Genomic DNA, 22,616 nt, shown 5'->3' on the forward strand with positions numbered 1-22,616 from the left:
TGTCCCCTTCGAGTTGGTCGACGCGGTCCTCGCCGACACCAGAACCGTGCAGCGCAGGCTGCGGGATCTACCCTCACGGGTCGGGGTGTACTTCAAACCAGTAAAGAAACTCTGAGCCATCCCGTGATCAATGCGCGTGTTGATCATCAAGCCGGGCCTAGATCACCAGGGCGATGCCGTTGTCGGCGAGTTCTTCGGGGGTGAAGACCGCGCTGGGGTCGTCGGCCAGTTCGGCGCTGTAGCCGATCTCGTAGCGGTTGGCGGGGGCCTTGACCTCGGTGACCTCGATCGGGTGGCCGTTGGCGTGGGCCATGGTGCGGCGGATGATCAGGAGTGCCTCGGCGTAGTCCATGCCCAGACCGGCGCGTTCGTCGTCGTAGGCGATACGGGAGGTGGTCAGGGTCATCCACCGGACGGGACCGTGTTCGCGGATGAGTGACTGGTAGAAGAAGCCGGGCCGCTTGCGGTACTGGGCGAAGCGCTTGGGGTCGTCCCAGTCGGGGACCATGTCGGCGTTGGCGTAGGAGTTGATCTCCAGGCGGGCCGATGCGCCGTGGATGGTCGCGGTGTGACCGCGGTGGAACATGCTGCGGCGGTGGATGACGGGGTGTCCGGTGCGGACGCCGAGCATGATGGCGATGTCGCGGTTGGCGGTGATCTTCTCGCTGGTGAACAGCGGGGCCTCGGGGTCGGCATCGCGCAGGGCCAGGTCCCAGCCGAAGGCTTGGATGTCGGGGTGGTTGCCGGGGGCGGCCAGGTCGGGCCGGTTCTGGTGGCTGATGAGGATGGCCTGGCGTTCGGGCATGGGGCGGACGAAGGAGCCGCGTCCGCGCATGACGTAGGCGAGTCCTTCGGAGACCAGGGTGTCGATGGCCTTGCGGACGGTGGGGCGGGAGACGTCGTAGCGGCGGACGAGTTCGGGTTCGCTGGGCAGGGCTCCGCCGGGTGGGTAGCGGCCGTCCAGGATGGCGGCGCGTAGGTCGCCTGCGATGGTGCGCCAGCGGACGTCCTTGTCCTCGGTGGTCTCCATGGCCTCTCCCTCTCGCAAGTTTTCTATAACCACTTGTACTACAGGTTGCATAGACCTTCAATGCAAGGCAACATGTACTACAGGTAGTACTGCGCTGGAGGGGGTGGTGACTATGAACAACCCGAACGAGCACGACAAGCAGCCACAGCACCCGGAATGGATGACCGATCTGGCCCGGGTGATCAACGCTCCGGGCTACGACCGGTGGCGGGCGATGGTCGCGGGCACCGGCGGCTGCGCCCACCCGATCCACCTGGCCGGCGAGTCGGCCATCGTCGACGCGGCCACAGGCGAGGTCCTGCACGCCTACCGCACCGCCGACGAGCCGTCCGGGCATCTGCTGGTGGCCTGCGGCAACCGGCGGGCCTCGGTGTGTCCGGCCTGCTCGGAGGTCTACCGGGCCGACACCTTCCACCTGATCCGGGCGGGCCTGTCCGGCGGCAAGGGCGTCCCCGAGACCGTCAGCGCCCACCCCCGGGTGTTCGTCACGCTCACCGCGCCATCGTTCGGGCCGGTGCACACCAGAAGGGAGAACAACGGCACGGTGCGGGCCTGCCGTCCGCGCAACCGTGACAAGGTCTGCGAGCACGGGCGGCCGGTCGGCTGCCATGCCCGCCACGAGACGACAGACGAACAGCTCGGCCAACCCATCTGCCCTGACTGCTACGACTACCCCGGCGCGGTGCTGTGGCAGGCCCACGCGGGCGCACTCTGGCACCGCTTCACTCTGGAGGTCCGGCGCACGCTGGCCGCAGAGGCGGGGCTGAGCCGTACGGCGTTCGCCAAGCAGGTCCGGGTCTCCTTCGCCAAGGTCGCCGAGTACCAGCGGCGGGGCCTGGTGCACTTTCACGCCGTCGTCCGCCTCGACGGTCCCGGCGGCGGCAGCGAGCCCCCTCCGGACTGGGCCGATCACCACCTGCTCACCCGGGCCATCCCACCGGCGGCCAGACGGGTCAGCGTGGCCTCACCGACCAGCGACCTCGGCCGGTGGAACTTGGTCTGGGGCGATCAGCTCGACATCCGGCCGATCCTGCTCGACGAGACGGCCGAGGGGCTCAGCGAGCGGGCGGTGGCCGGCTACATCGCCAAGTACGCCACCAAGGGCGCCGAAGCCTCCGGCACCGTCGACCACCGCCTGTCCTGCTCCACCTGCAAGGGGCGCGGGCGGCTGAGCCTGACCGCCTCATGCGCCCGCTGCCACGGCACCGGCCTCAAACCCGGTCTGCACCTGGACGCGCTCCCGGTCACCGAGCACGCCCGGCGCATGATCCGCACCTGCTGAGAGCTGGGCGCACGCCGGGAGTTCCAGGCGCTGCGGCTGCGGCCCTGGGCGCACATGCTCGGCTTCCGGGGCCACTTCTCCACCAAGTCCCGCCACTACTCCACCACCCTCGGCGACCTGCGCGGGGTGCGGGCCGTACACCGGGCCACCGAGGCACGCGAGCGGTACGGCCTGCCCGCCCTCGGCGACGAGACGCCCCTCACTCTCGGCCACTGGCGCTTCGCCGGATCCGGCTACACCCCCGGTGAGGCGATCATGGCCGAACACATCCGGCAACGCGTCTCCCTGGCCCGCGCCATCACGGCAGAGAAGGCGGAACAGGCGGAACGGGAGGACGGATGACAGCAGCCGGATCCCCCGGCGAACGACGCCTGTATCGCGTCTGCGAGGCCATGTACCTGCTCAGCATGAGCCGCAGCGTGATCTACGAACAGATCCGATCGGGCCGTCTGCGCTCGGTCACCCAGGGCCGCGCCCGGCTGATCCCCGCCTCAGCCATCACCGACTACGTGGCACTACTCGAACAGGAAGCGAGGGCATCATGACCACACGACGCAGCCGCGGAGACGGCGGCCTCCACTGGGACGAGAAACGACAGCGCTGGATCGCCACGGCCAGTCTCGGACATGACCCGAGTGGCAAGCGGGTCATCAAGCGCGGCAGCGGCAGGACCAAGACGGAGGCCAAGGAGAAGCTCAAGGAGGTGTTACACGACTATGAGGACGGCCTTGCCATCGCTCCATCGGACTACACGGTCGCGCATGCCGTGAACGACTGGCTGACCTACGAACTCAGCAGGCGGGATACGTCCACGGTGGAGACCGGCAAGATCCTTTGCCGGAATCACATCATACCCGCACTGGGAGCACGGAAGCTGCGCGACCTGAGTGCACAGGATGTGGACAAATGGCTCGCCGACAAGGCCGCCACCCTCAGCACCAGCACCGTGCAGCTTCTCCGCTCCTACCTAACCGCTCGGTCAAGCGCGCGATGGCGAGAGACAAGGTCAAGCGGAACGTCGTGGAGCTGTGCTCGGTCCCGAGGGGCAAGGAGGGCCGTCCCTCCAAGGCGCTCACCCTGGCTCAGGCGGAAGCCGTGCTCAAGGCGTCTGAGGACAACCGGCTGCACGCGTACATCGTGGTGTCTCTGCTCACGGGGGCACGCACAGAGGAGCTACGAGAGCTGAGGTGGGATCACGTAGACCTGGAGGGAGACCTAGAGGCGGAACCGCCCGTGCCGCCCTACGTGGCCGTATGGCGCTCGGTGCGCGCGAGCGGAGACACCAAAACCAAGAAGTCCCGGCGGACGCTCGCACTACCTCAGCGCTGCGTAGACGCACTGCGATGGCAGCGTGAACAACAGGACAAGGAGTGCGAAGCCGCAGGGAATCACTGGGAGAATCACAGCTTGGTCTTCGCCTCCATCATCGGCACCCGGCTGGATGCTGCCAACGTCCGGCGAGGCTTCCGCCAGACCGTCAGGAACACCGGCTTGGCCGCCGGGAAGTGGGCGCCGCGTGAGCTGCGACACAGCTTCGTCTCGCTGCTCTCGGACAACGGGGTTCCCCTGGAGGAGATCTCCCGGTTGGTCGGGCACAGCAGTACGGCCGTGACAGAGCTGGTCTACCGGAAGCAGATCCGGCCGGTCATCCAAGGGGGGGCCGCAATCATGGACCGGATCTTCAAATCATGATCGGAACCACGCACAGCGTCTGTACGGCTAAGGGCCTCTACACCAGTATGAGATCTCGCCGTAGGACCATCAGAGAAGTTGCGGCTTGGCATGGTCTGTCTGCCGCTTCCTCCGTTCGATGCGTACGGCGCGGACGATCAGGTAAGTCAGCAGCAGTACCCCTACGACGAGGACACTCACGCGGATAGCGGGGGTCTCAAGGTCTCCTGACGCCCCTTTGAGCACGGCGAAGACACCCAGATAGAGCAGGTAGCCTCGCCCGTCGAACCATAGGTGGACACGGGGAATGCCGTTGAGGATCATCAAGCTGAGAAGTACGTAAGCAAGGATCAGGAAGAACGGTGCGGGATCCATTAGCGGCCCAAGCCAGAGGCAGGCCACTCCACCTATGGAGCCGATCAGCGACATTACGATCGCGGTCACCTGTTGCGACTTGGACAGCGCGTGGAACCACGACGAAGGCCGATCTGCGGAATTCACGAGATCAATCTCGCATAGGACGACAATCCACCGCCAGGCGCGGCCTGGATACACCTACTGCCGACATGGCCATGTAGACGGTCCCGCCCTGGCCGTAGTCACGCAGTTAAACAGGCAAAAGGCCCCCACCGGTGTCCGGTGAGGGCCTCTGAGCTGGAGCCGCCTTGGGGAATCGAACCCCAGACCCCTTCATTACGAGTGAAGTGCTCTGGCCGACTGAGCTAAGGCGGCGTGCCGCGTGTTTCACGTGGCCTACGGCAGTCTACAGGCTTTCGTGGGCTTCCCGCGCCTCCCGGATCAACCGATCTCGGGACAGTGGGTTCCGTCCTTGGGGACGGCCAGGTTGATCAGGTAGTCGTCGACGATTCGGTCCACGCAGGACGAGCCGGTCAGGTAGGCGGTGTGGCCGTCGCCGTCGAAGCCGACCAGCACGCCTGAGGAGAGCTGGTCGGCCAGTGCCTCCGACCATGCGTACGGCGTGGCCGGATCGCGCTCGGTGCCGACGACCATGATGGGGGCGGCGCCGGGCGCGTCGACCTTCCCGCGGGGCTCTCCCCCGACCGGCCAGTAGGCGCAGGGCAGCGACGACCACATGACGGACGTGCCGAACAGCGGCGCGTCGCCGGCGGCGTCGCGTGCCGCCGTGGCGAAGGCGGAGGAGTCACGGGGGAAGCGGCCGTCGACGCAGTTGACGGCCATGTTCGCCTCGGTCTGGTTGGAGTAGGTGCCGCCCTCGCGACGGTCGATCAACAGGTCGGCCATGCGCAGGAGCGTGGTCCCGTCACCCTCCAGCGCCTCGTTGAGCGCCTGGCGGAGGGCCGGCCATGCCTGCCGGTCATAGAGCGGGGTGAGCAGGCCGAGCGTGGCCCAGGCCTCGCCGATCTGACGGCCGTCGCCGTTCTGGTTGGCCAGGGTCTCCTGGTCCACCCTGCGGAGCAGGCCGGCGATCTCCTCGCGGGCCGACTTCACCGGGCCGTCGAACGGGCAGTCCTGGGCGGTGAAGCAGTTTTCGAGGAACGCGTCGAGGGCCACCTCGAACCCTTGGGCCTGGGCGGCGTTCAGCTCCAGCGGGGAGAGCGAGGGGTCCACCGCGCCGTCCAGGACGAGGGCGCGGACCCGACCGGGGAAGAGGTCGGCGTAGACCGCGCCGAGCTGTGTGCCGTACGACTTGCCAAGATAGGTGAGGCCCTCGTCTCCGAGGGCCGCGCGCAGCAGGTCCATGTCCCGTGCCGCGTCGGCCGTGCCGACGTGCGGCAGGAGCTTGCCCGAGCGGGCCTGGCACCCGGCGGCGAACCGTCGCGAGCCCTCCTCCAGCGCGGTGACCTCGGCCGGCGAGTCGGGTGAGGTGTCGAGCGCGAGATAGGCGTCCAGGTCGCTCGACGACAGGCACCGGACCGGCGAGGAGCCGCCGACCCCGCGCGGGTCGAACCCCACCACGTCGAACCGGGCCCGTACGGCCTCGCTCAGCACCGACCGCGCGCTGCGCGCGTATTCGACCCCGGAGCCGCCGGGTCCGCCGGGGTTGACGAGGATCGAGCCGATCCGGTCACCTGAGGCGGGGAGCCGGATCACACTGATCTGGATCCGCTCGCCGCCGGGGCTGTCGTGATCGAGGGGCACGCTCAGCTCCGCGCACTCGAATCCGTCGCCGCAGACCGCCCAGTCGAGGGCGGACTCCGGCCGGTCGACACCGGTGCAGGCTGTCGCGGAGAGCACTACCGCCGTGAGGGCGGCGACCATGCGGCGGAATCTCACGCTGTGCCTTTCGGAGGGGACGGCGACAGGTCGCATTCCGGAGAAATCCTACGTGCACGCCCCCGGTGGCCCGCCCCTCGACGGAGTCGCCACCGCGCCGGGCAGGGCCCGCGCGACGGCCGCGCCCGAGGTCTTCACCGCAGCCGCCTGGAGCGCTCCCCACGGCCTGGTCACGCTCACCCGCGAGGGCGGAGGTCTCCAGAGGGCCGCCAGGAAGGTCTCCAGAGGGTCGCCAGGGAGGTTCTCTAGAGGGTCGCCAGGAAGTCGGTCAGGAGGGCGGTGAACTCCTCCGGGCGCTCCAGCGGCGGCAGGTGGCCGGTCTGCGGGAGGTCGACCCGGCGGACCTTCCTGATCTCCCGGGCCAGCAGGTCGGACACCTCCAGGATCTCCGGCACGTCGGCCAGCCCGGTGACCACCAGAGTCGGCGCCTCGACTTCGGCGAGCCGTTCCTTCGCCGGCGGCCGCAGGCCGCGCACGCTGCCGTGCGGCCCGGTCCAGGACCGCTCGTTCAGCAGGCGGTCCATCTTCAGCGCCAGCTCCCAGACCTGGGGGTCGAGGTCGTCGCGGGTACGGCCCGGCCCGGCCACCAGGAACTCCGTCTCCGCCGCGGAGTAGGCCTCCAGCTCCGCCACGTCGACGGTCTCCACCTCGCCCGCGCGGTAGCTCCGGAGCCGGTCGATCCCGATCACGTCGTGCACCCGCTCCCGGTAGCGCGCGAGCATCGACGGCGGCCATTCGTGCCCGGACAGGCCGGGGGCGACCAGGACCAGCGCGGTGATCCGGTCCGGGGCGGTGAGCGCGGCGTCAAGCGCGGTCCTGCCGCCGTCGGAGCTGCCCACCAGCGTGGCCCGGTCCACTCCGGAGGCGTCCAGCAGCGCCAGCAGGTCCTCGTGGTAGGCGAACTCGCCGGTCGCGTCACCGGACTCGCCGTATCCGCGCCAGTCGTAGCGGATCACCCGGTAGTGCTCGGACAGCGCCCGGAACTGGTGGTCCCACATCCGCCGGTCCGCGCAGCCGGCGTGCACCAGCACGACCGCCGGCCCGCTGCCGGCCTCGTCGTAGCCGAACTCCGTGCCACCGATCCGGATCACCGCCATGCCCGCACCCCCATACCCGATCACCCGTTCCCGCACCCCGGTCTACCGCACGGGCACTTCACGATCAATCTCGCGGGTCGCCGGGGCCACCCGCCCGGACCCGATGATCACGGAGGCCCGGGCCGTGGCGCGGGGGCCGTCCACTCCCCGCCCGGGCCGCTCACCGGCCATGACCACCTCTCACCGGGCCTGTCCGGCGCCACGGGACGCGCCTCCGCCGCCGTCCGCCGTCCGCCGTCCGCCGTCCGCCGTCCGCCGTGAACGCAACCCGGCCGGGGCCGTCCTCCCAGCGCGAGGGAGACATCCCTGGCCTCCAAGGCGCGAAGGGGACATCTCTGGCCTCCAAGGCGCGAAGGGGACATCACCGGCGGAGAGGCCGTCCGGCACCCGCCGCCGCAGACCCAGGGTCCGAGACGGCGCACCCCGGCCGAGCCGCCCACCTCTCATGTCCGGTCGGACCCACCTCTCACGCCCGGCCGGACCCGCCCACCTCTCAGGCCCGGCCGAACCGCCCACCTCTCACGCCCGGCCGAACCGCCTACCCCTCCGGGCGGTCACCCGGACCGCCCCCGGCCTCCGGCGCCGCCTCGCCGTACATCGCGTCGTGCTGCTTACGCGGGGAACAGACCGAGGCGGAGGGGCAGGCGCAGCGCCGTCCGCCCTCCTCCAGCCGGACCGTCACCGAGTCGGAGGGGACGTTGCGCCCCACCACGGTCCCCGGCCCCTCGGGGGTGTCCACCTTCAGCCCGAGGCGGGGCATCCTGGCGTTGGCCTCGACGTAGAGCGGATGCTCGTATTTGAGGCAGCACATCAGCCGCCCGCACGCCCCCGCGATGCGCAGCGGGTTGACCGGCAGGTCCTGGTCCTTGGCCATGCGCACGGAGACCGGCTCGAAGTCCTTGAGGAAGGTCGCGCAGCACAGGTCACGGCCGCAGGGGCCGATGCCGCCCTGGAGGCGGGCCTCGTCACGGGGGCCGATCTGGCGCAGCTCCACCCGGGCCCGGAGGTTGCGGGCCAGATCACGCACCAGGGCGCGGAAGTCGACGCGGTGGGGGGCCGAGAAGTAGACGGTGTAGACGTTGTCGGAGTCGAGGTAGTCGACGCCGACGACCTTCATGGGCAGCGTGTGCCGCTTGATCAGGCGCTTGGAGACACTGCGGGCCTCCGCCCGCCGCCGCCTGTTGCCCTCGTCGCGCGCCAGGTGCTCCTCATCCGCGATGCCCGCGCACACCGGCAGGCCGCCGACCTCCTCGCTGGTCCACTGCGGCGCCCACACGCACTCGGCCACCTCCGGCCCGGTGTCGGTGGGCACGAGCACCTTGTCGCCGACCTTGGGACTGTGCTCGCCTGGATCGAGATAGTAAAGACGGCCGTAACGGGTGAAGCTCACGGCCATGATCATGCTCATGTGGCTCCAAAGCTGCTGGGGGTACGGCTAAGCGCCCACCCCGCCACCCTACGCGCCGGGTCCGTCCCCGTGGACTCCGGTGGCGGGTACCTGCCAGGGGTGTGCGCCGTACCCTCACCGCCCCGGCAGGAGCCGGTCATCTCCCCTTGTCCGTGAAGGAGCACCTCTCCTCGTCGTCCGCTCCCAGGAGGACGCGCCTGGCGAGCGACACCAGGGAGGCTCGTTTGAGCAGGCAGGCGCTGTCGACGACGACGGACACGCCGGGGAGCCCGGCCGCGGCCCGGGCCACGGCCCTGGAGTCCGCCTCCGGCCTGATCCGGGCGCGGAACGACTCCGGCAGGTCCGCGGGGACTATCGCCGCGAGCATCTGCGGATCGTCCTCGTACTGGCGCCGGAACTTCTCCCAGGCCCGCTGCCGGTCCTCGAACAGGACGCCCTCCACCTCGGGCCGGCTCTCCAGCGTCCGCCGGAGATCCTCCCGCTCCGTCTCGGTGATCCCCCTGCCCGCGCAGTTCGGGAAGGGGGCGCCGTCCTTGCAGAGGAAGACCGAGACCTCGGGCGCTCCGGACGGCTCGACGGCGCTCATGGCCATGGCGGTGATCTCACCGTCCGGGGCCGGGGAGGGGGCGCTGAGCCGTACGGCTCCGAAGGCGATCACGGCGACGGCCAGGGCGGCGGCGATCCGGAACGGGACCCGGGACCGGCGGCGGGCCGGGGCGGTCAGCGGCCGGACGTCGGCGGCGGTCGCGGCGGCGGCGGACAGGGCCTCACGCAGGCGGTTCTCGGTGGCGGTCATGATTGGTCCCCCAGCACTCGGGCGAGGGCGGCCAGCCCACGCGCGATCGTCGACCGGGCCGTACCGGCACCGATCCCCATGGTCTCGGCGATCTCCAGATCGGACAGGTCGAAGTAGTAGCGCAGCGTCAGCGCCTCCCGCTGCCTTCTGGGCAGCCCGCGCAGCGCCACCAGCACCTCGCGGCGCTCCTCGCCGAGCAGCGCCGCGTGCTCGGCCGACCAGACGGGCGGCTCGTACGGCACGGCCCGCCGGAAGGCCACCGCCCGGCGGCGCAGCACCGAACGGGCGCCGTTGAGCACCGCCGAGCGGATGTAGGTCAGCGCGCGCCCGGGATCGCGCAGGCGGCGCCGTCCCGCGTGGGTACGGGCGAACGCCTCCTGCACCACGTCTTCGGCCGTGGCCTGGTCGCCCACCATGAGGAGCGCCAGCCGTACCAGCCCGAGATGGTGCTCGGCGAACAGCGTCGCGATGTCGACGCGGTCGCCGGCCAGAGGCTCTCTGTGGGAGAGCAGTTCGGCTTTCACATCACAGAGACGCCGGGCGGAGCCGTCTGCTGCTCCGCCCGGCCCACCGATTCCACCCGGCCTGCCGAGTCCGCGCGGCCCGCAGACGCCGTACGGCCCACCGATTCCGCCCGGCCTGCCGAGTCCGCGCGGCCGGCGGGTTCCGCGTGGGCCGCGGGTCCCGCCGGGGCGCGGAGCCGCTCAGCGGACGAGTTCGGCGAAGGATCTCTCCCAGCGTTCCACGATCATGGAGATGTCGTAGCCCTTGGCCGTCTCCAGGGCGTTGCGGGCCATCCGGTGCCGGCCCTCCTCGTCTTCGATCATCTTGAGCAGCCCTCCGGCCAGGGCGTCCACGTCGTCGGGCGGGACCAGCAGCCCGTCGTGGCCCGAGGTGATGATCTCCCGGGGTCCCCGGGGGCAGTCGAAGCTGACCACCGGCACCCCGCACGCGAACGCCTCGATGATGGTCATGCCGAAGCCCTCGAACCGGGAGCTGACCGCGTGGATCGAGGCTTTGGCCAGTTCGCCCTCGATGTCACCGGTGGGACCCATGAACGTGACGTTGTTGTGCAGGCGCAGCTTGACGGCCAGCCTGACCAGCTTGTCGCTGATCCGGCCCTCGCCGTAGATCCGCAGCCTCCAGTCCGGGTGTTCCCGGACCACCTGGGCGAACGCCTTCAGCAGCCGGTCGTACCCCTTGACCGGCACCAGCCGCCCGGCGGCCAGCACGATCCGGTTGTCCTGCCTGGACCGGGGGCGAGGCCCTCCGGCCAGCCCGTTGCCGATGGTGTAGACCCGGGTCCGCGCCCGGTCGAGCATGGTCCGGTAGTCGTGCTCGTCGGCCTCGGTGAGGGTGACGACCGCGTCGAGCTTCGGGTACCACTGCCGGATCTCCTCGAAGATGCCGGGCTGGTGGGCCGCGAAGTGCAGGTGCTCCTGGGCGATCGTGACGGTCCGCCGCCGGGCGAACCGGGCGGCCATGATGTTCAGCCCGGCCCGGGTGGTGATCAGCACATCGGTGCGGAGCCGCCGCAGTTCGCGCCTGAGCACGTCGTCGCTCCACGCGCTGAAGGAGGCGTAGGCGCGCTCCTCGGGGTGGACGAGCTCGCTCGGCTGCTCGCTCAGCCGCTCCGCCCGCTTGGTGTACGGCCAGCGGACCCTGGCCCCCTCCCGCAGGTCCACCAGCGAGCGCAGCCGGACCCTGGACCCCAGCGGCAGGAAGGGCAGGTCGGCGTGCTGGAAGACGCTGATCACCTCGACGTCGTGCCGCTCGGACATCTCGGTGGCCAGGTCGAAGGTGGCCCGGATCGTGCCCCCCATGCCGTAGGCGTTGAGGATCAGGAAGGAGATCTTCACGAGGTCTCCTCCTCGACCGTGAGCGCGACGGCGAGGCTGTCGGTGTCGGTGTAGTAGGGCCGCACCCTGATCTGTCCCACGCGCTGGGCGGGGAAGCGCACCTTGGTCTTCTTGTCGGTGACGTCGTCGAGGCGGGCCGCCAGCGGCAGCCGTACCCCGGCGACCTCGGCGTGCAGGTCCCAGAAGACCCGCCGCCGTGTCTGCGTCTCGGCCAGCGGCGCGACCTGGAGGACCCCCTCGAAGTGCCGTCCCCGGAAGAGCGCCGGTCCGCCCACCGGCTCCGGCCCCTTCCTGGCCACGGCCAGGAGCCTGGCCGATCCCTCGATCGGCTCGCCGTAGGCGATCGTGCCCTCGACCTCGATCACACCGTCGTCGGAGACCACGGTGGCCACCTCGACGTACGGTTCGACCATGCGCACGGTGAGGGCGAGGGTGCCGATGGATGTTCTGAATGCCCGGATCTCCCGGTCGCGGGGCGTCTCGGCGTAGGCGAGCAGCCCGTCCAGCGAGAATCCCGGATCATCGGTGGCGAGGGGCTCGCCCCGGTGTGACGCCATCCAGATGCCCGGCCGCAGCCCGGCGAGGTCGGTCCCCTCGCGCTCCTCCCCTGTCTCCACGTGCCGTAGAACGGTCTCCCCGTCCACCGGCTCCGGCCACTCGATCCGCAGCACGTCGTCGTTGTCCACCCGGCTGGTGACGGCCCGCCTGACCCCCGGCGACATCACCTCTAGACGTGCTTCGATACTCCTCAAAAGTCCCCCGGTCTTCCTGCTCATCCCCGTAGAGCAGGACACTGTCCAATAGATTCGTAACGAATGCATGGAAATTCGCTGGGAATTCTAACGATCCACACTCATCCTTTGAGTGGCATTAGCTGTGATTGGTTCCCTTCGAGATAAAAAAGGGGATGAGGGCCGCTGGGTCGTGACGGCCCTCATCTCCTCACCAGCCGATTCTCAGATCTCCCGTGTCACCGAGCTCCGCGGCGCCGGGGAGCGCCCGGTAGTGGCCCGAGCTGATCACCCCGAGCTCCGGCCCCCGCTGGACGACGAGGTGCTCGCCCGAGGCGTCCCCGTCGACGAGCCGCAGATCGCCCCGGTCGTCCTGGTAGATCACGTCCGTCTGACGGCCGTCCCCGGCGTCGAACAGCGCGATCGCGGCCATCCCCGCCCCGCCCGTGGACTGATCGGTTTTCTCCTGGGCGGTCCGGGTCAGCGCGGCGACGAACGACCGGCCGTCCGCGCCGATCCGCACCCCGTGCAGGCCGGTGGGCGTGCCGGGAGCCGCCTTGAACTCGACCCTCCTCGCGCTGTCCAGATCCTCTCCGGCCGCCTCGGTGTCGAGCACCCACACCTCGAACGGCTCGGCCCCGGGCGGCGGCTCCGGCCCGAACGTGGCGGAGGGGAGCTCCTCGGGCGCCGTGGGCACCGGCACCGGCAGAGCCGTCACGGTCTCCGACGGCCACGGCTTGGCGGGCTCCGACGGGTCCGGCTTGACGGTCTCCGACGGCCACGGCTTGGCGGGCTCCGTGGGAGTCGCGGAGGCGACGGCCCCCTTCTCACCCGGGAGGAAGGCTTCCGGCGTGACCGTCACGGTCACCGTGGGCACCGGGCCCGCCGGCGGGTCGGGGGGCGTGGTCATCGGCGCGGTGGGCGTCTGTGACGGCTTCCTCTCGGGCTGCGCGCCCCCCGGCCCCGTGGGTATCCGCGAGGGGGTCACATACACCGGCTCCGTGGGTGTGGGCGTGGGGGTCACATACACCGGCTCCGTCCGCGTCGCCGTGGGGACCGGCACCGTCGGGGAGGCCACCGGATCGGGGAGCGGCACCGTCGGGGAGGCCACCGGATCGGGGGCCCGCGTGGCCGTGATCGTGACGCTCCCATCCGGGTCGGACCAGGCGGGACCGCGCTGGAAGGCGACCGTCCGGCCGTCCGCGGTGATCGACACGCTCGTGACGTCGCTGTTGTGGCGCGAGACGAACGTCCGGCTCTTGCCGGTGGTCAGGTCGGTCACCCCGAGCTGCCCGGTGACGGAGGCCGGGGCCTCACACGTCTGCAGGCCGTAGGCCAGCTTGACGCCGTCCGCGCTGACCGCGAGCGAGGTGGGCGTCATGCCGTCCGGCACGGCGATCGGCAGCGTGTCGGCCCGCAGGACCTCGCCCTCCCGGCCGAGCGTCACCCGCATGAACAGCGCCTCGCAGGCGCCCAGCTTGACCGTGGCGTAGAACACGCCCTGCGCGGAGTCCACCAGCGAGAAACGCCTGTCCGGGTCCCTCCCCGGGAGGCTCCCCACCGGCCGGCCGGTGTCCGCCCGGTAGAAGGTGATCCCGTCACCACCGGTCACCGCGTAATACTCCGGAGCCGCTCCCGCGGCCGTCGACCCGGCGACGTCCTCGCCCGGTCCCCCCTTGACGGCCACGACCCCTCCGGCGATCACCCCGGTCACCGCCGCCGCGGCCACCAGCGGTGCCAGCCACGGTCTTCTCCTACGGCTACGGCGTGCCTCCGGCCGGAAGGCGGGGACGTCGCGGACGGTCTCCCCGACGGCCCCGGCCGCGTCCCGCAGCCGGTTGACGATCTCGTTCACTGGTTCTCCCCCAGCAGACGGCCGAGCGCGTCCAGCGCCCGGTGGGTGGTGGACTTGACGGTGCCGCGGCTGACCCCCATCGCCTGGGCGGTCTCCTCCTCCGACAGCTCGGCGTAGAAGCGCAGCAGCAGCACCTCACGGCGGCGCCTCGGCAGCCGCTGAAGGGCCTCCATGACGGCCCGGCGCTCGGCCCCGAGCATCACCTCGGACTCGGCCGACCAGACGGGCGGCGCGTAGGTCCCGGCGAACCATGAGGGCAGCCGCCTGCGCCGCAGCACGCTGCGCGCGTTGTTCAGCACGGAACTGCGCAGGTAGACGAGCGCCCGGTCCGGGTCCCTCAACTGGTCGAACCGGCGGTGGAGGCCGAGGAACGCCTCCTGCACCACGTCTTCGGCGGACTCACGGTCCCCGATCATGACCAGGGCCAGCCGGGTCAGCCCGAGCGCGTGCTCGGCGTAGAGCCCGCTGATCGTCTCAGCGGGCTCCGGTCTCCCTAGGTCCAAGGTTTCGGCCTGCATGACCAGGAGACGCCGTAGCCGCCTCCAGGTTGCTCGGAGACACCGACCAGATCACCGATCGGGTCACCGGCCAGGTCACCGGCCGGATCAGAGCCGGGGTCGGTGCAGCGAGATGGTCATCGCCTCGACGGCCATCTGCGGGTTGACGTTGGCCGCCAGCCGCTCGCGGCAGTGCATGATCGCGTCGATCCTGCGCAGGGTGTCTTCCGGGGTGGAGGCGCGGGCCAGACCCTCCAGGTCGGCCCGGCGGTCCTCGGTGGCCAGCTCCACGTGCGCGCCGAACTGCACCGCCAGCACGTCGCGGTAGAACGCCACCAGGTCGAGCAGCGCCGCGTCGATGACGTCGCGCTTGGTCCGGGTGGCCCGGGACTTCTGCCGGTCCTCCAGCTCCTTGAGCGCTCCGGCCCCACCCCGGATCAGGCCCCTGTTGAGCCCCTTGCCCGAGGAGCCCTCACCGTAGATCTTGCGCAGCTCGGTGATCTCGGACTCGTTCAGCACCGAGGTGACGGCCGCGGCCTCGTCCTCGGCGGTCTTCACCAGCCGCTCGGCGGCCGCCACGCACTCTCCCACCCCGGTGAGCGAGCCGGGGATGGACAGCACCGCCTCGCGGCGCTTGCGCGCCTCCTCGTCCAGGGCCAGCCTGCGGGCCCGCTCGATGTGCCCCTGGGCGGCCCTGGCGGCGAACTCCGCCATCACCGGGGGCACGTTCTCCCGGGTGGCCAGCACGTGGGCGACCGCGGCGGCGGGCGGGGTGACGAGCGTGACGAGCCGGCAGCGGGACCTGATGGTGATCATCATGTCGTCCGGGGAGGGCGCGCAGAGCAGCCAGACCGTCTTCGGCGGCGGCTCCTCGATCGCCTTGAGCAGCGCGTTGGAGGCGCCCTCGGTGGCACGGTCGGCGTCTTCGAACAGCACGACGCGCCAGCGGCCCAGGGTGGGCGCCCCGGCCGCGCGGAGGATGAGCTGGCGGGTGTCCTTGATGCCGTAGGAGAGCCCCTGCGGCCGGACGATCTCCAGGTCCGGGTGGGAGCCGATCGCCACCTGATGACACATGTCGCAGTGGCCGCACCCCTGGTCGGGGCAGAACAGCGCGGCGGCGAACGCCCGCGCGGCCTCCTCCCGGCCGGACCCGGGCGGCCCGGTGAACAGCCACGAATGGGTCATCCCGGTGCCCGGTCCGCCGGCCAGGAGCTCGGCCCCGGCCGCCGCCGCCCGGCGGAGCGTCACGGCCGCCCGCTCCTGACCCACAAGGTCATCGAAGACTCCCACGCCCTCAACCTACCGCCGGTGTCAGTCGCGGATGACGGGGATGGTGCCGGTGGCGTCCTCCGACTCCTGCGGCACCGGGTCGGGCAGCACCTCGCGGACCCGGTCGTGGATGAGCAGGGAGATCTGCTCCTGGGTGAGGGTCCCGTCGACGACGAGGTAGCGCTCCGGGTCGGCGGCGGCCAGCGAGCGGAACTCGCGGCGGACCCGCTCGTGGAACTCCAGCGGCTCGGACTCGATCCGGTCGGCGGCCCCGCCCAGCCGGGTCAGGCCGACCGACGGCGGGGTGTCGATGAGCACGGTCAGGTCGGGGACGAGCCCCCCGGTGGCCCAGTTGTTGATCCTCGCCACGTCGGCCGGCTCCAGGGCCCGGCCGGCGCCCTGGTAGGCCAGCGAGGAGTCCACGTAACGGTCGGAGATCACCATCGAGCCCCGGTAGAGCGCCGGCCGGATGACCTTCTCCACGTGCTCGGCCCGGTCGGCCGCGTACAGCAGCGCCTCCGAGCGCGCCGACAGCCCCTGGTGCACGGCGTCCAGCAGGATCGCGCGCAGCCTCATGCCCACCTTGGTCGAGCCCGGCTCCCGGGTCTGCACGACGTCGAAGCCCTGGTCCCGGAGCCAGATCGCCAGCAGCCTGGACTGCGTGGTCTTGCCCGACCCCTCGCCGCCCTCGAACGCGATGAACATCCCGCGCGGCTGCTCGGCCTCCTCGGGCGTGAACCGCTCGCCGCGCACCGCCGCGACCAGGTCGGAGACGAGCGACACACCCCTGCGGTCGTCCATGTGCCGCAGCGCGAGGAACCCGACGGCCACCGCGAGCAGCGCGCCGATCAGCAGCACCAGGTTGGACCCGTCGAACTGGTAGAAGGTCTCCCGGCCGATGACGAGGTCGTGCCTGCCGAACAGGCCCGCCAGTGTCGGGGCGACCGCGACCACCAGCAGCAGGGTGACCCGGGCGAGCGACTGCAGGAAGGAGAACGTACGGCCGCGCAGGCTGTCTTCCACCTCCAGCCCGATCATGGTGTAGCCGATGATCCAGGCGATCCCGGCGCACGCCCCCAGCACCACGGTGAGCAGGACGACGATCACCAGGTTGTGGATGAGCGCGATCGCGGCGAGGACCACCCCGGCCACGATGATCGACAGTCCGAACAGCCGCCGCCGGGACAGCTCGCGCAGCAGCCTGGGACCGAAGAACATGCCGGAGGCCATGCCGACGAAGACCGCGCCGAACACCACGCCGTAGGCCGCGTCGCCGCCCTGCAGCGCCACCACGTAGATCTTGGCGACGCCGACCACCGCGCCGCCCGCGGCGAACGCGCCGAGCATGCCGATGACCAGACCCCGGATCGGCCGGTTCGCGCCGACGAAGCGCCAGCCGTCGATGATCTGCCGGAGCACCGACGGCGTGGAGATCGCGGCGGTCCCCCCGTTGGCCTTCGGGATGTCCTTGAGCATGAAGATGATGAGGGCCGACACCAGATACGCGAAGGCGTTGATGAACAGCGCCAGGTAGGTGTCACGGTCGGCGAAGTACGGGACGAACCTGCCCAGGGCGTCGTCGGCGACCGACAGCACGGCGAACAGGAGCGCGGCCGCCGGGGCGGTGCCGTAGGTGACCAGCAGGTTGAGCTGGTTGGCCTCCTCCAGCCGCTCCTTGGGCACCAGGTTGGGCACCGTGGCGTCCTTGGCCGGGACCCAGAAGAGGTTGACGCACTCGACCAGGAATGTGGCGATGATCACCCACTGGTAGTTGCCGATCAGCGGGATCGACAGGACCAGCGCGAAGCGGAGCAGGTCGGAGAAGAACATCGTCAGCCGGCGGTCGAACCGGTCGGCGAACGCGCCCGCGAGCGGGCCCAGCAGGATCGCCGGGAGCATCTTCGCGACGAAGACGCCGCCGATCGCCAGGCTCTGGGCCTGGTAACCGGCCCCACTGGTGAGGTTTCCGGCGAGGGCGGTCAACGCGATGATGTTCAGCCAGTCTCCGAGGCTGCACACCGACATGGCCGTCCACAGCTTGCGGAACGGGGCGTTGGCCAGCACGTGGGGGGACTTGCGGCGCGCGGTGTTCCGGCCAGGGGTGGTCATGATGTCAGCGTATCCAGGTGCTCGCTGGGCTGGGGAAAACATGAGCCAGGTGGATATGCCCGGCTGCTCGTCGCATGAGGGTAATACGTACGGACTGTCCCCCGCAGGTGGCCTCCGCGAAAAGAACCCCCCGGTGCCGGAGTCTCCTAGCCGTGGAGCTCCAGAAGGGTGATCTCGGGCGGGGCTCCGACCCGGACGGGCGGCCCCCAGAAGCCCGCACCCCGGGTGACGTAGACCTGGGTGCCGTCCACCTCGCCGAGGCCGGAGACGACCGGCTGCTGCAACGGGACGATCAGGTTGAAGGGGACCATCTGGCCGCCGTGGGTGTGGCCGGACAGCTGGAGGTCGACACCGTACTCGGCAGCCTGGACGGCCTGGACCGGCTGGTGGGCGAGGAGGACCGTGGACCGGGAGCGGTCCCGGCCGCCGAGCGCCCGCTCGAAGTCGGGACCGTCGCCCGAGGCCGTGCCGTTGATGTCCTTGACCCCGGCGAGGTCGAGCACGGCTCCCCGGTGGGCGATCTCGACACGCTCGTTGCCGAGCGGCCGGACACCGAGGCCGCGGAGCTCCTCGATCCACTCCTGCGGGCCGTTGGCGGCGTAGTATTCGTGGTTGCCGGTGACGAAGTATGCGCCGTAGCGGGATTCGAGACTCTTCAACGGCCTGGCCAGCGGTCCCAGCTCGGCGACCGTGCCGTCGACCAGGTCGCCGACGATGGCGACCACGTCGGCCTCCAGCGAGTTGATCATGCGGACGATGCGCTGGGTGTGCCCGACGCCGGTGAGCGGGCCCAGGTGGATGTCGCTGACCACCGCGAACCTCAGGCCGCGCAGACGCGGATCCAGCCTGGGCAGGGCGACCTTGACCGACTCGATCACCGGGTCGCCGAGGGCGGTCCTGATCCCGGATCCGACCGTGGCCAGGGCCCCCACCCCGGCGACGGCGGCGGCCGTACGGGTGATGAAGAGCCTGCGGCCGATCGCCTCCTCCGGCCCGTCTCCCGCCGGGGCCGCGGCACCGCTCGCCGAGCCGTCCTCCGGACCGGTCGGCGGCCGCGCCGGCTCGGGCTCCGGGGCGGCCGGCGCGGGCCCGGAGCCCGGCACGCTCGCGGCGGACTCCGGCACCGGGGCGGTCAGCGCGGGCTCGGGGTGCCGGGCCGCGCGGTCCTGGCGGTCGGCCGGGCGCGGGGCGGGGCGGGCCTCGGCGCGGCGGCGGTCGGAACGGCGCAGGGCGAGCAGGGCCAGGGCGCGGGGGATCTCCAGGAGCACCAGGAACACCGACAGATAGAACATGATCGCGATCCAGAAGAACCCCGGCCAGGCCAGGAAGTGCCCCCACTGGCTCCGCGAGCCGACGAGCGTCACCGGGACGAGCACGGCGAGACCGGCCAGGATCCAGGTCAGCACCCGGCGGGTCCGGCCCGCGACCGTGGTGGCGCGGACCAGGCGGCGCCAGAGGTAGTAGTGGATCAGTGCCACCGCTCCCACGACCAGCGACACGAACCCCACGATCGTCACCGTCCATCTCTCCCGCGCCGAGCCTGCCCGCCGTACCCGGCGCGTTCCGAAGAACGCCCGGGGCGGCGGATCCGTTCCCTTTCGGGGCGGGGCTTCAGGACAGCTTCTCAGGGCGGTGCCTCAGGGCGGCGTGGACGGCACCCGCCTCCCTGAGGTCACGCGACGCGGGTGCGTCCTGTCAGGCCCGATCAGGCCCGACGAGGCCGCCCGGCCCCGCCGAGCCCTGTGTCAGGCCTTGGCCTTCGCCTTGGCGCGGGTCGGCCGCTTGGGCGCCGGGCCGCGGGCGCGGCGGTCGGCGAGGAGCTCGGCGGCCCGCTCGGTGGTGATCTGCTCGACCTCGTCGCCCTTGCGCAGGGAGGCGTTGGTCTCGCCGTCGGTCACGTAAGGGCCGAACCGGCCCTCCTTCACCACGATCGGCTTCTTGGAGACGGGGTCCTCACCCAGCTCGCGCAGCGGCGGCGCCGCGGCGGCGCGCCTGCCCCGGGCCTTGGGCTGGGCGAACAGCGCCACGGCCTGCTCCAGGGTGACCGTGAACATCTCCTCCTCGGAGGCCAGCGAGCGCGAGTCGGTGCCCTTCTTGATGTAGGGACCGAACTTGCCGTTCTGCGCCGTGACCTCCTGGCCCTCGATCTCCCCGAGCTTCCTGGGCAGCGAGAGCAGCTTCAGCGCGTCGTCGAGGGTGATCGTGTCGAGGGACATCGACTTCAGCAGCGACCCCGTGCGCGGCTTGGGGGCGTCGGCCTTCTTCGCCTTCTTCTTTCCCTCGGCCGGCGGCTCCTCGGGGAGGACCTCGGTCACGTAGGGGCCGTAGCGGCCGTCCTTGGCCACGATCACGTTGCCGGTCACCGGGTCCTTGCCCAGCTCCCGGTCGCCCGTCGGACGGGAGAACAGCTCCTCGGCCCGCTCGGCGGTGAGCTCGTCGGGCGCCAGGTCCTCGGGCACGTTCACCCGGGCGCCCTCACGGTCCAGGTAGGGGCCGTAACGGCCCACCCGGATCATGATGTCGGTGCCCCGGATCGGGAAGGAGCTGATCTCCTTGGCGTCGATCTCGCCGAGATCGGTCACCAGCTCCTTCAGGCCCTCGTCGCCCTCCTCGCCGAAGTAGAAGCGGCGCAGCTCGGGCACCCGCTCCGCCCGGTCGTTGGCGATGTCGTCGAGGACCTTCTCCATGTCGGCGGTGAAGTCGTAGTCGACGAGGTGGCCGAAGTGCTGCTCCAGCAGGTTGACCACCGCGAACGCCAGGAAGGACGGCACCAGCGCGGTGCCCTTCTTGAACACGTAACCGCGGTCCAGGATCGTTCCGATGATCGACGCGTAGGTCGAGGGACGGCCGATCTCCCGGTCCTCCAGCTCCTTGATGAGCGAGGCCTCGGTGTAGCGCGCGGGCGGCTTGGTGGCGTGCGCCAGCACGTTGAGCTCGGCCGCGGTGAGGCGGTCGCCCTCGTCCAGGTTGGGCAGGCGCTTCTCGGAGTCGTCGCGGTCGGTCGACGGGTCGTCCGCACCCTCGACGTAGGCCTTGAGGAAGCCGTGGAAGGTGATGGTCCGGCCGGTGGCGCCGAACTCGACCCGCTCGCCGGAGCTGGAGGTGCCGCCCACCTTGACGCTGACCGACTCGCCGACCGCGTCCTTCATCTGGGAGGCGACGGTCCGCTGCCAGATCAGCTCGTACAGCCGGAACATGTCGCCGCTCAGCCCGGTCTCGCCCGGCGTGCGGAACTCCTCGCCCGAAGGACGGATCGCCTCGTGCGCCTCCTGGGCGTTCTTCACCTTGCTGGCGTAGACACGCGGCTTGTCGGGCACGTACGCCGCGCCGTACAGCTTGATGGCCTGGCTGCGCGCGGCGGCGATGGCGGTCTCCGACAGCGTGATGCTGTCGGTCCGCATGTAGGTGATGAAGCCGTTCTCGTACAGGCGCTGGGCGATCTGCATGGTCGACTTCGCCGAGAAGCCCAGCTTCCGGCTGGCCTCCTGCTGCAGCGTGGTCGTCCGGAACGGCGCGTACGGCTTGCGGGTGTACGGCTTGCGCTCGACCGAGTTGACCTTGTAGGCCGTGTCGGTCAGCCGCCCGGCCAGGGCCCGCGCCGCCTGCTCGTCCAGGTGGACCACGTCGGCGCTCTTGAGCGCGCCGTTGCTCGCGAAGTCACGTCCCTGGGCGACGCGCTTGCCGTCCACACCGGTCAGCGTGGCGGTGAACTCGCGCGGGGACTCCGGGCGGCCGGTGTCGAACAGCGCCTGCAGGTCCCAGTAACTCGCGCTGGTGAACGCCAGGCGCTCGCGCTCGCGCTCCACGACCAGCCGGGTCGCCACGGACTGCACGCGGCCGGCGGACAGGCGGGGCTTGACCTTCTTCCACAGGACCGGGCTGACCTCGTAGCCGTAGAGGCGGTCGAGGATGCGCCGGGTCTCCTGGGCGTCGACCAGCCGCAGGTTCAGGGCACGCGGGTTGGCCACCGCGTCCTGGATCGCCCGCGGGGTGATCTCGTGGAACACCATGCGGTGCACCGGCACCTTGGGGTTGAGCACCTCGCGCAGATGCCAGGCGATCGCCTCGCCCTCCCGGTCCTCGTCAGTGGCCAGGTAGAGCTCGTCGGCGTCCTTCAGCAGCTGCTTGAGCTTGTTCACCTGCGCCTTCTTGTCGTGGTTGACGACATAGAGCGGCTCGAACTCGTGGTCCACGTTGACGCCCAGGCGGGCCCACGACTCACCCTTGTACTTCTCGGGGATGTCGTCGGCCTTCTCGGGGAGGTCGCGAATATGCCCGATGCTGGACTCCACGACGTAGCCGCGGCCGAGGTACCCAGCGATGGTCTTCGCCTTGGAAGGCGACTCGACGATCACCAGGCGGGTTCCGCCGGCGTTGCCGTTCTTGGCTGGCACGCTGCTTCCTACCTCGCTGTTCGCATTGGTTCCCCGTTTTCTTCCCCTCGGGTTACCCGGTCTGGATCGGGCACACTCCCAAGGAAAGCCGCAAGGACGCACAATAAAGCCCTATGAGTGCCGACGTCCCCCAGCCCACCCTCGGAGACTAATCGCTGTGCTCGACTACTCCTACTTGGTTCTCCATCTTCCGCGTGGCACCTCCAGAGACGCCGCCCGGCAGATTCTCACCGAACATGCAGAATACGGCGACTGGGAACTCGACCGCCTGAGACTGTATCCCGACGGCCGCCGGGACGTCCGACTGCGTCGCAAGATCATACGTGTGACCAGGACGATGTGACTCTGCGCACGCCCCGGTC

The 22,616-nt window shown here is 70.6% G+C and carries 19 protein-coding genes, 1 tRNA gene and 1 pseudogene; 5 read left to right on the plus strand and 16 right to left on the minus strand.

Annotation, left to right across the window (positions count from 1 at the left end):
- The first annotated feature begins 13 nt into the window (after nucleotides 1-13).
- Nucleotides 14-115, plus strand: a complete 102-nt coding sequence (locus ACZ6R6_RS13915; RefSeq protein WP_470093648.1) for a transposase domain-containing protein — start codon at nucleotides 14-16, stop codon at nucleotides 113-115.
- Nucleotides 116-157: 42 nt separating this feature from the next.
- Here ACZ6R6_RS13915 and ACZ6R6_RS13920 read toward each other — a convergent pair whose 3' ends face one another.
- A complete protein-coding gene (locus tag ACZ6R6_RS13920; protein ID WP_470093229.1) occupies nucleotides 158-1,030 on the minus strand; it encodes a GntR family transcriptional regulator in 873 nt (290 codons plus the stop codon).
- Nucleotides 1,031-1,190: 160 nt separating this feature from the next.
- Between ACZ6R6_RS13920 and ACZ6R6_RS13925 the strand changes: the two are divergent.
- The 3 genes and pseudogenes from ACZ6R6_RS13925 (at nucleotide 1,191) to ACZ6R6_RS13935 (ending at nucleotide 4,004) form a co-directional block, all read left to right on the plus strand.
- A pseudogene (locus ACZ6R6_RS13925) lies at nucleotides 1,191-2,654 on the plus strand (replication initiator).
- Nucleotides 2,651-2,857, plus strand: a complete 207-nt coding sequence (locus ACZ6R6_RS13930) for a helix-turn-helix domain-containing protein (protein ID WP_470093231.1) — start codon at nucleotides 2,651-2,653, stop codon at nucleotides 2,855-2,857. Before ACZ6R6_RS13925 ends, ACZ6R6_RS13930 begins: the two are co-directional and overlap by 4 nt.
- Nucleotides 2,858-3,302: 445 nt before the next feature.
- The gene (locus ACZ6R6_RS13935) at nucleotides 3,303-4,004 is read left to right on the plus strand and encodes a site-specific integrase (RefSeq protein ID WP_470093233.1); all 702 of its coding nucleotides are present in this window, start codon (nucleotides 3,303-3,305) and stop codon (nucleotides 4,002-4,004) included.
- A 69-nt stretch (nucleotides 4,005-4,073) separates the two neighbouring features.
- On the opposite strand, the gene ACZ6R6_RS13940 is transcribed toward ACZ6R6_RS13935, so the two are convergent.
- From ACZ6R6_RS13940 to topA, 15 genes are all read right to left on the minus strand, one after another.
- Nucleotides 4,074-4,484 carry a hypothetical protein gene (locus ACZ6R6_RS13940; RefSeq protein WP_470093235.1) on the minus strand — a complete coding sequence of 137 codons (411 nt, stop codon included), beginning with the start codon at nucleotides 4,482-4,484 and terminating at the stop codon, nucleotides 4,074-4,076.
- Nucleotides 4,485-4,638: 154 nt separating this feature from the next.
- A tRNA-Thr gene (locus ACZ6R6_RS13945) sits at nucleotides 4,639-4,715 on the minus strand.
- A gap of 66 nt (nucleotides 4,716-4,781) precedes the next feature.
- Nucleotides 4,782-6,224 carry an alpha/beta hydrolase gene (locus ACZ6R6_RS13950; RefSeq protein WP_470093237.1) on the minus strand — a complete coding sequence of 481 codons (1,443 nt, stop codon included), beginning with the start codon at nucleotides 6,222-6,224 and terminating at the stop codon, nucleotides 4,782-4,784.
- A 260-nt stretch (nucleotides 6,225-6,484) separates the two neighbouring features.
- Nucleotides 6,485-7,336, minus strand: a complete 852-nt coding sequence (locus tag ACZ6R6_RS13955) for an alpha/beta fold hydrolase (protein ID WP_470093239.1) — start codon at nucleotides 7,334-7,336, stop codon at nucleotides 6,485-6,487.
- 538 nt (nucleotides 7,337-7,874) lie between these two features.
- Complete coding sequence (locus ACZ6R6_RS13960; protein WP_470093650.1) at nucleotides 7,875-8,738, minus strand: PSP1 domain-containing protein; 864 nt, start codon at nucleotides 8,736-8,738, stop codon at nucleotides 7,875-7,877.
- A gap of 142 nt (nucleotides 8,739-8,880) precedes the next feature.
- Nucleotides 8,881-9,540 carry a permease-like cell division protein FtsX gene (locus ACZ6R6_RS13965; RefSeq protein WP_470093241.1) on the minus strand — a complete coding sequence of 220 codons (660 nt, stop codon included), beginning with the start codon at nucleotides 9,538-9,540 and terminating at the stop codon, nucleotides 8,881-8,883.
- Nucleotides 9,537-10,064, minus strand: a complete 528-nt coding sequence (locus ACZ6R6_RS13970) for a SigE family RNA polymerase sigma factor (RefSeq protein ID WP_451929933.1) — start codon at nucleotides 10,062-10,064, stop codon at nucleotides 9,537-9,539. Before ACZ6R6_RS13970 ends, ACZ6R6_RS13965 begins: the two co-directional genes overlap by 4 nt.
- Nucleotides 10,065-10,244: 180 nt before the next feature.
- Entirely contained in the window at nucleotides 10,245-11,399 is a 1,155-nt protein-coding gene (locus ACZ6R6_RS13975) for a glycosyltransferase family 4 protein (RefSeq protein WP_470093244.1), read from the minus strand.
- The gene (locus tag ACZ6R6_RS13980) at nucleotides 11,396-12,121 is read right to left on the minus strand and encodes a hypothetical protein (protein ID WP_470093246.1); all 726 of its coding nucleotides are present in this window, start codon (nucleotides 12,119-12,121) and stop codon (nucleotides 11,396-11,398) included. The genes ACZ6R6_RS13975 and ACZ6R6_RS13980 overlap by 4 nt, the downstream gene beginning before the upstream one ends.
- Nucleotides 12,122-12,341: 220 nt before the next feature.
- Nucleotides 12,342-13,985, minus strand: a complete 1,644-nt coding sequence (locus ACZ6R6_RS13985) for a hypothetical protein (RefSeq protein WP_470093248.1) — start codon at nucleotides 13,983-13,985, stop codon at nucleotides 12,342-12,344.
- On the minus strand, nucleotides 13,982-14,488 hold the full coding sequence (locus ACZ6R6_RS13990; RefSeq protein ID WP_470093249.1) for a SigE family RNA polymerase sigma factor: 507 nt from the start codon (nucleotides 14,486-14,488) through the stop codon (nucleotides 13,982-13,984). Before ACZ6R6_RS13990 ends, ACZ6R6_RS13985 begins: the two co-directional genes overlap by 4 nt.
- Before the next feature lie 102 nt (nucleotides 14,489-14,590).
- Nucleotides 14,591-15,772, minus strand: a complete 1,182-nt coding sequence (locus tag ACZ6R6_RS13995) for a DNA polymerase III subunit delta' (protein WP_470093251.1) — start codon at nucleotides 15,770-15,772, stop codon at nucleotides 14,591-14,593.
- Between the two features lie 21 nt (nucleotides 15,773-15,793).
- Nucleotides 15,794-17,860, minus strand: a complete 2,067-nt coding sequence (gene tmk / locus ACZ6R6_RS14000; protein WP_470093253.1) for a dTMP kinase — start codon at nucleotides 17,858-17,860, stop codon at nucleotides 15,794-15,796.
- 146 nt (nucleotides 17,861-18,006) lie between these two features.
- On the minus strand, nucleotides 18,007-19,377 hold the full coding sequence (locus tag ACZ6R6_RS14005) for a metallophosphoesterase (protein ID WP_470093255.1): 1,371 nt from the start codon (nucleotides 19,375-19,377) through the stop codon (nucleotides 18,007-18,009).
- A 228-nt stretch (nucleotides 19,378-19,605) separates the two neighbouring features.
- Nucleotides 19,606-22,254 (minus strand): type I DNA topoisomerase, encoded by a 2,649-nt coding sequence (topA, locus tag ACZ6R6_RS14010; RefSeq protein ID WP_470093257.1) that lies wholly within the window; start codon nucleotides 22,252-22,254, stop codon nucleotides 19,606-19,608.
- A 157-nt stretch (nucleotides 22,255-22,411) separates the two neighbouring features.
- On the opposite strand from topA, the gene ACZ6R6_RS14015 reads away from it, so the two are divergent.
- Entirely contained in the window at nucleotides 22,412-22,597 is a 186-nt protein-coding gene (locus ACZ6R6_RS14015; protein ID WP_012895568.1) for a DUF5703 family protein, read from the plus strand.
- Nucleotides 22,598-22,616: the final 19 nt, after the last annotated feature.

The sequence above is a fragment of the Streptosporangium sp. NPDC048886 genome (genome assembly GCF_055586905.1).

Coding starts and splice junctions, on each gene's coding strand:
- ACZ6R6_RS13920 (WP_470093229.1), bottom strand. CDS start 1,030: ATGGAGACCACCGAGGACAAGGACGTCCGCTGGCGCACCATCGCAGGC.
- ACZ6R6_RS13930 (WP_470093231.1), top strand. CDS start 2,651: ATGACAGCAGCCGGATCCCCCGGCGAACGACGCCTGTATCGCGTCTGC.
- ACZ6R6_RS13935 (WP_470093233.1), top strand. CDS start 3,303: ATGGCGAGAGACAAGGTCAAGCGGAACGTCGTGGAGCTGTGCTCGGTC.
- ACZ6R6_RS13950 (WP_470093237.1), bottom strand. CDS start 6,224: ATGGTCGCCGCCCTCACGGCGGTAGTGCTCTCCGCGACAGCCTGCACC.
- ACZ6R6_RS13955 (WP_470093239.1), bottom strand. CDS start 7,336: ATGGCGGTGATCCGGATCGGTGGCACGGAGTTCGGCTACGACGAGGCC.
- ACZ6R6_RS13960 (WP_470093650.1), bottom strand. CDS start 8,738: ATGATCATGGCCGTGAGCTTCACCCGTTACGGCCGTCTTTACTATCTC.
- ACZ6R6_RS13965 (WP_470093241.1), bottom strand. CDS start 9,540: ATGACCGCCACCGAGAACCGCCTGCGTGAGGCCCTGTCCGCCGCCGCC.
- ACZ6R6_RS13980 (WP_470093246.1), bottom strand. CDS start 12,121: ATGTCGCCGGGGGTCAGGCGGGCCGTCACCAGCCGGGTGGACAACGAC.
- tmk (WP_470093253.1), bottom strand. CDS start 17,860: ATGACCACCCCTGGCCGGAACACCGCGCGCCGCAAGTCCCCCCACGTG.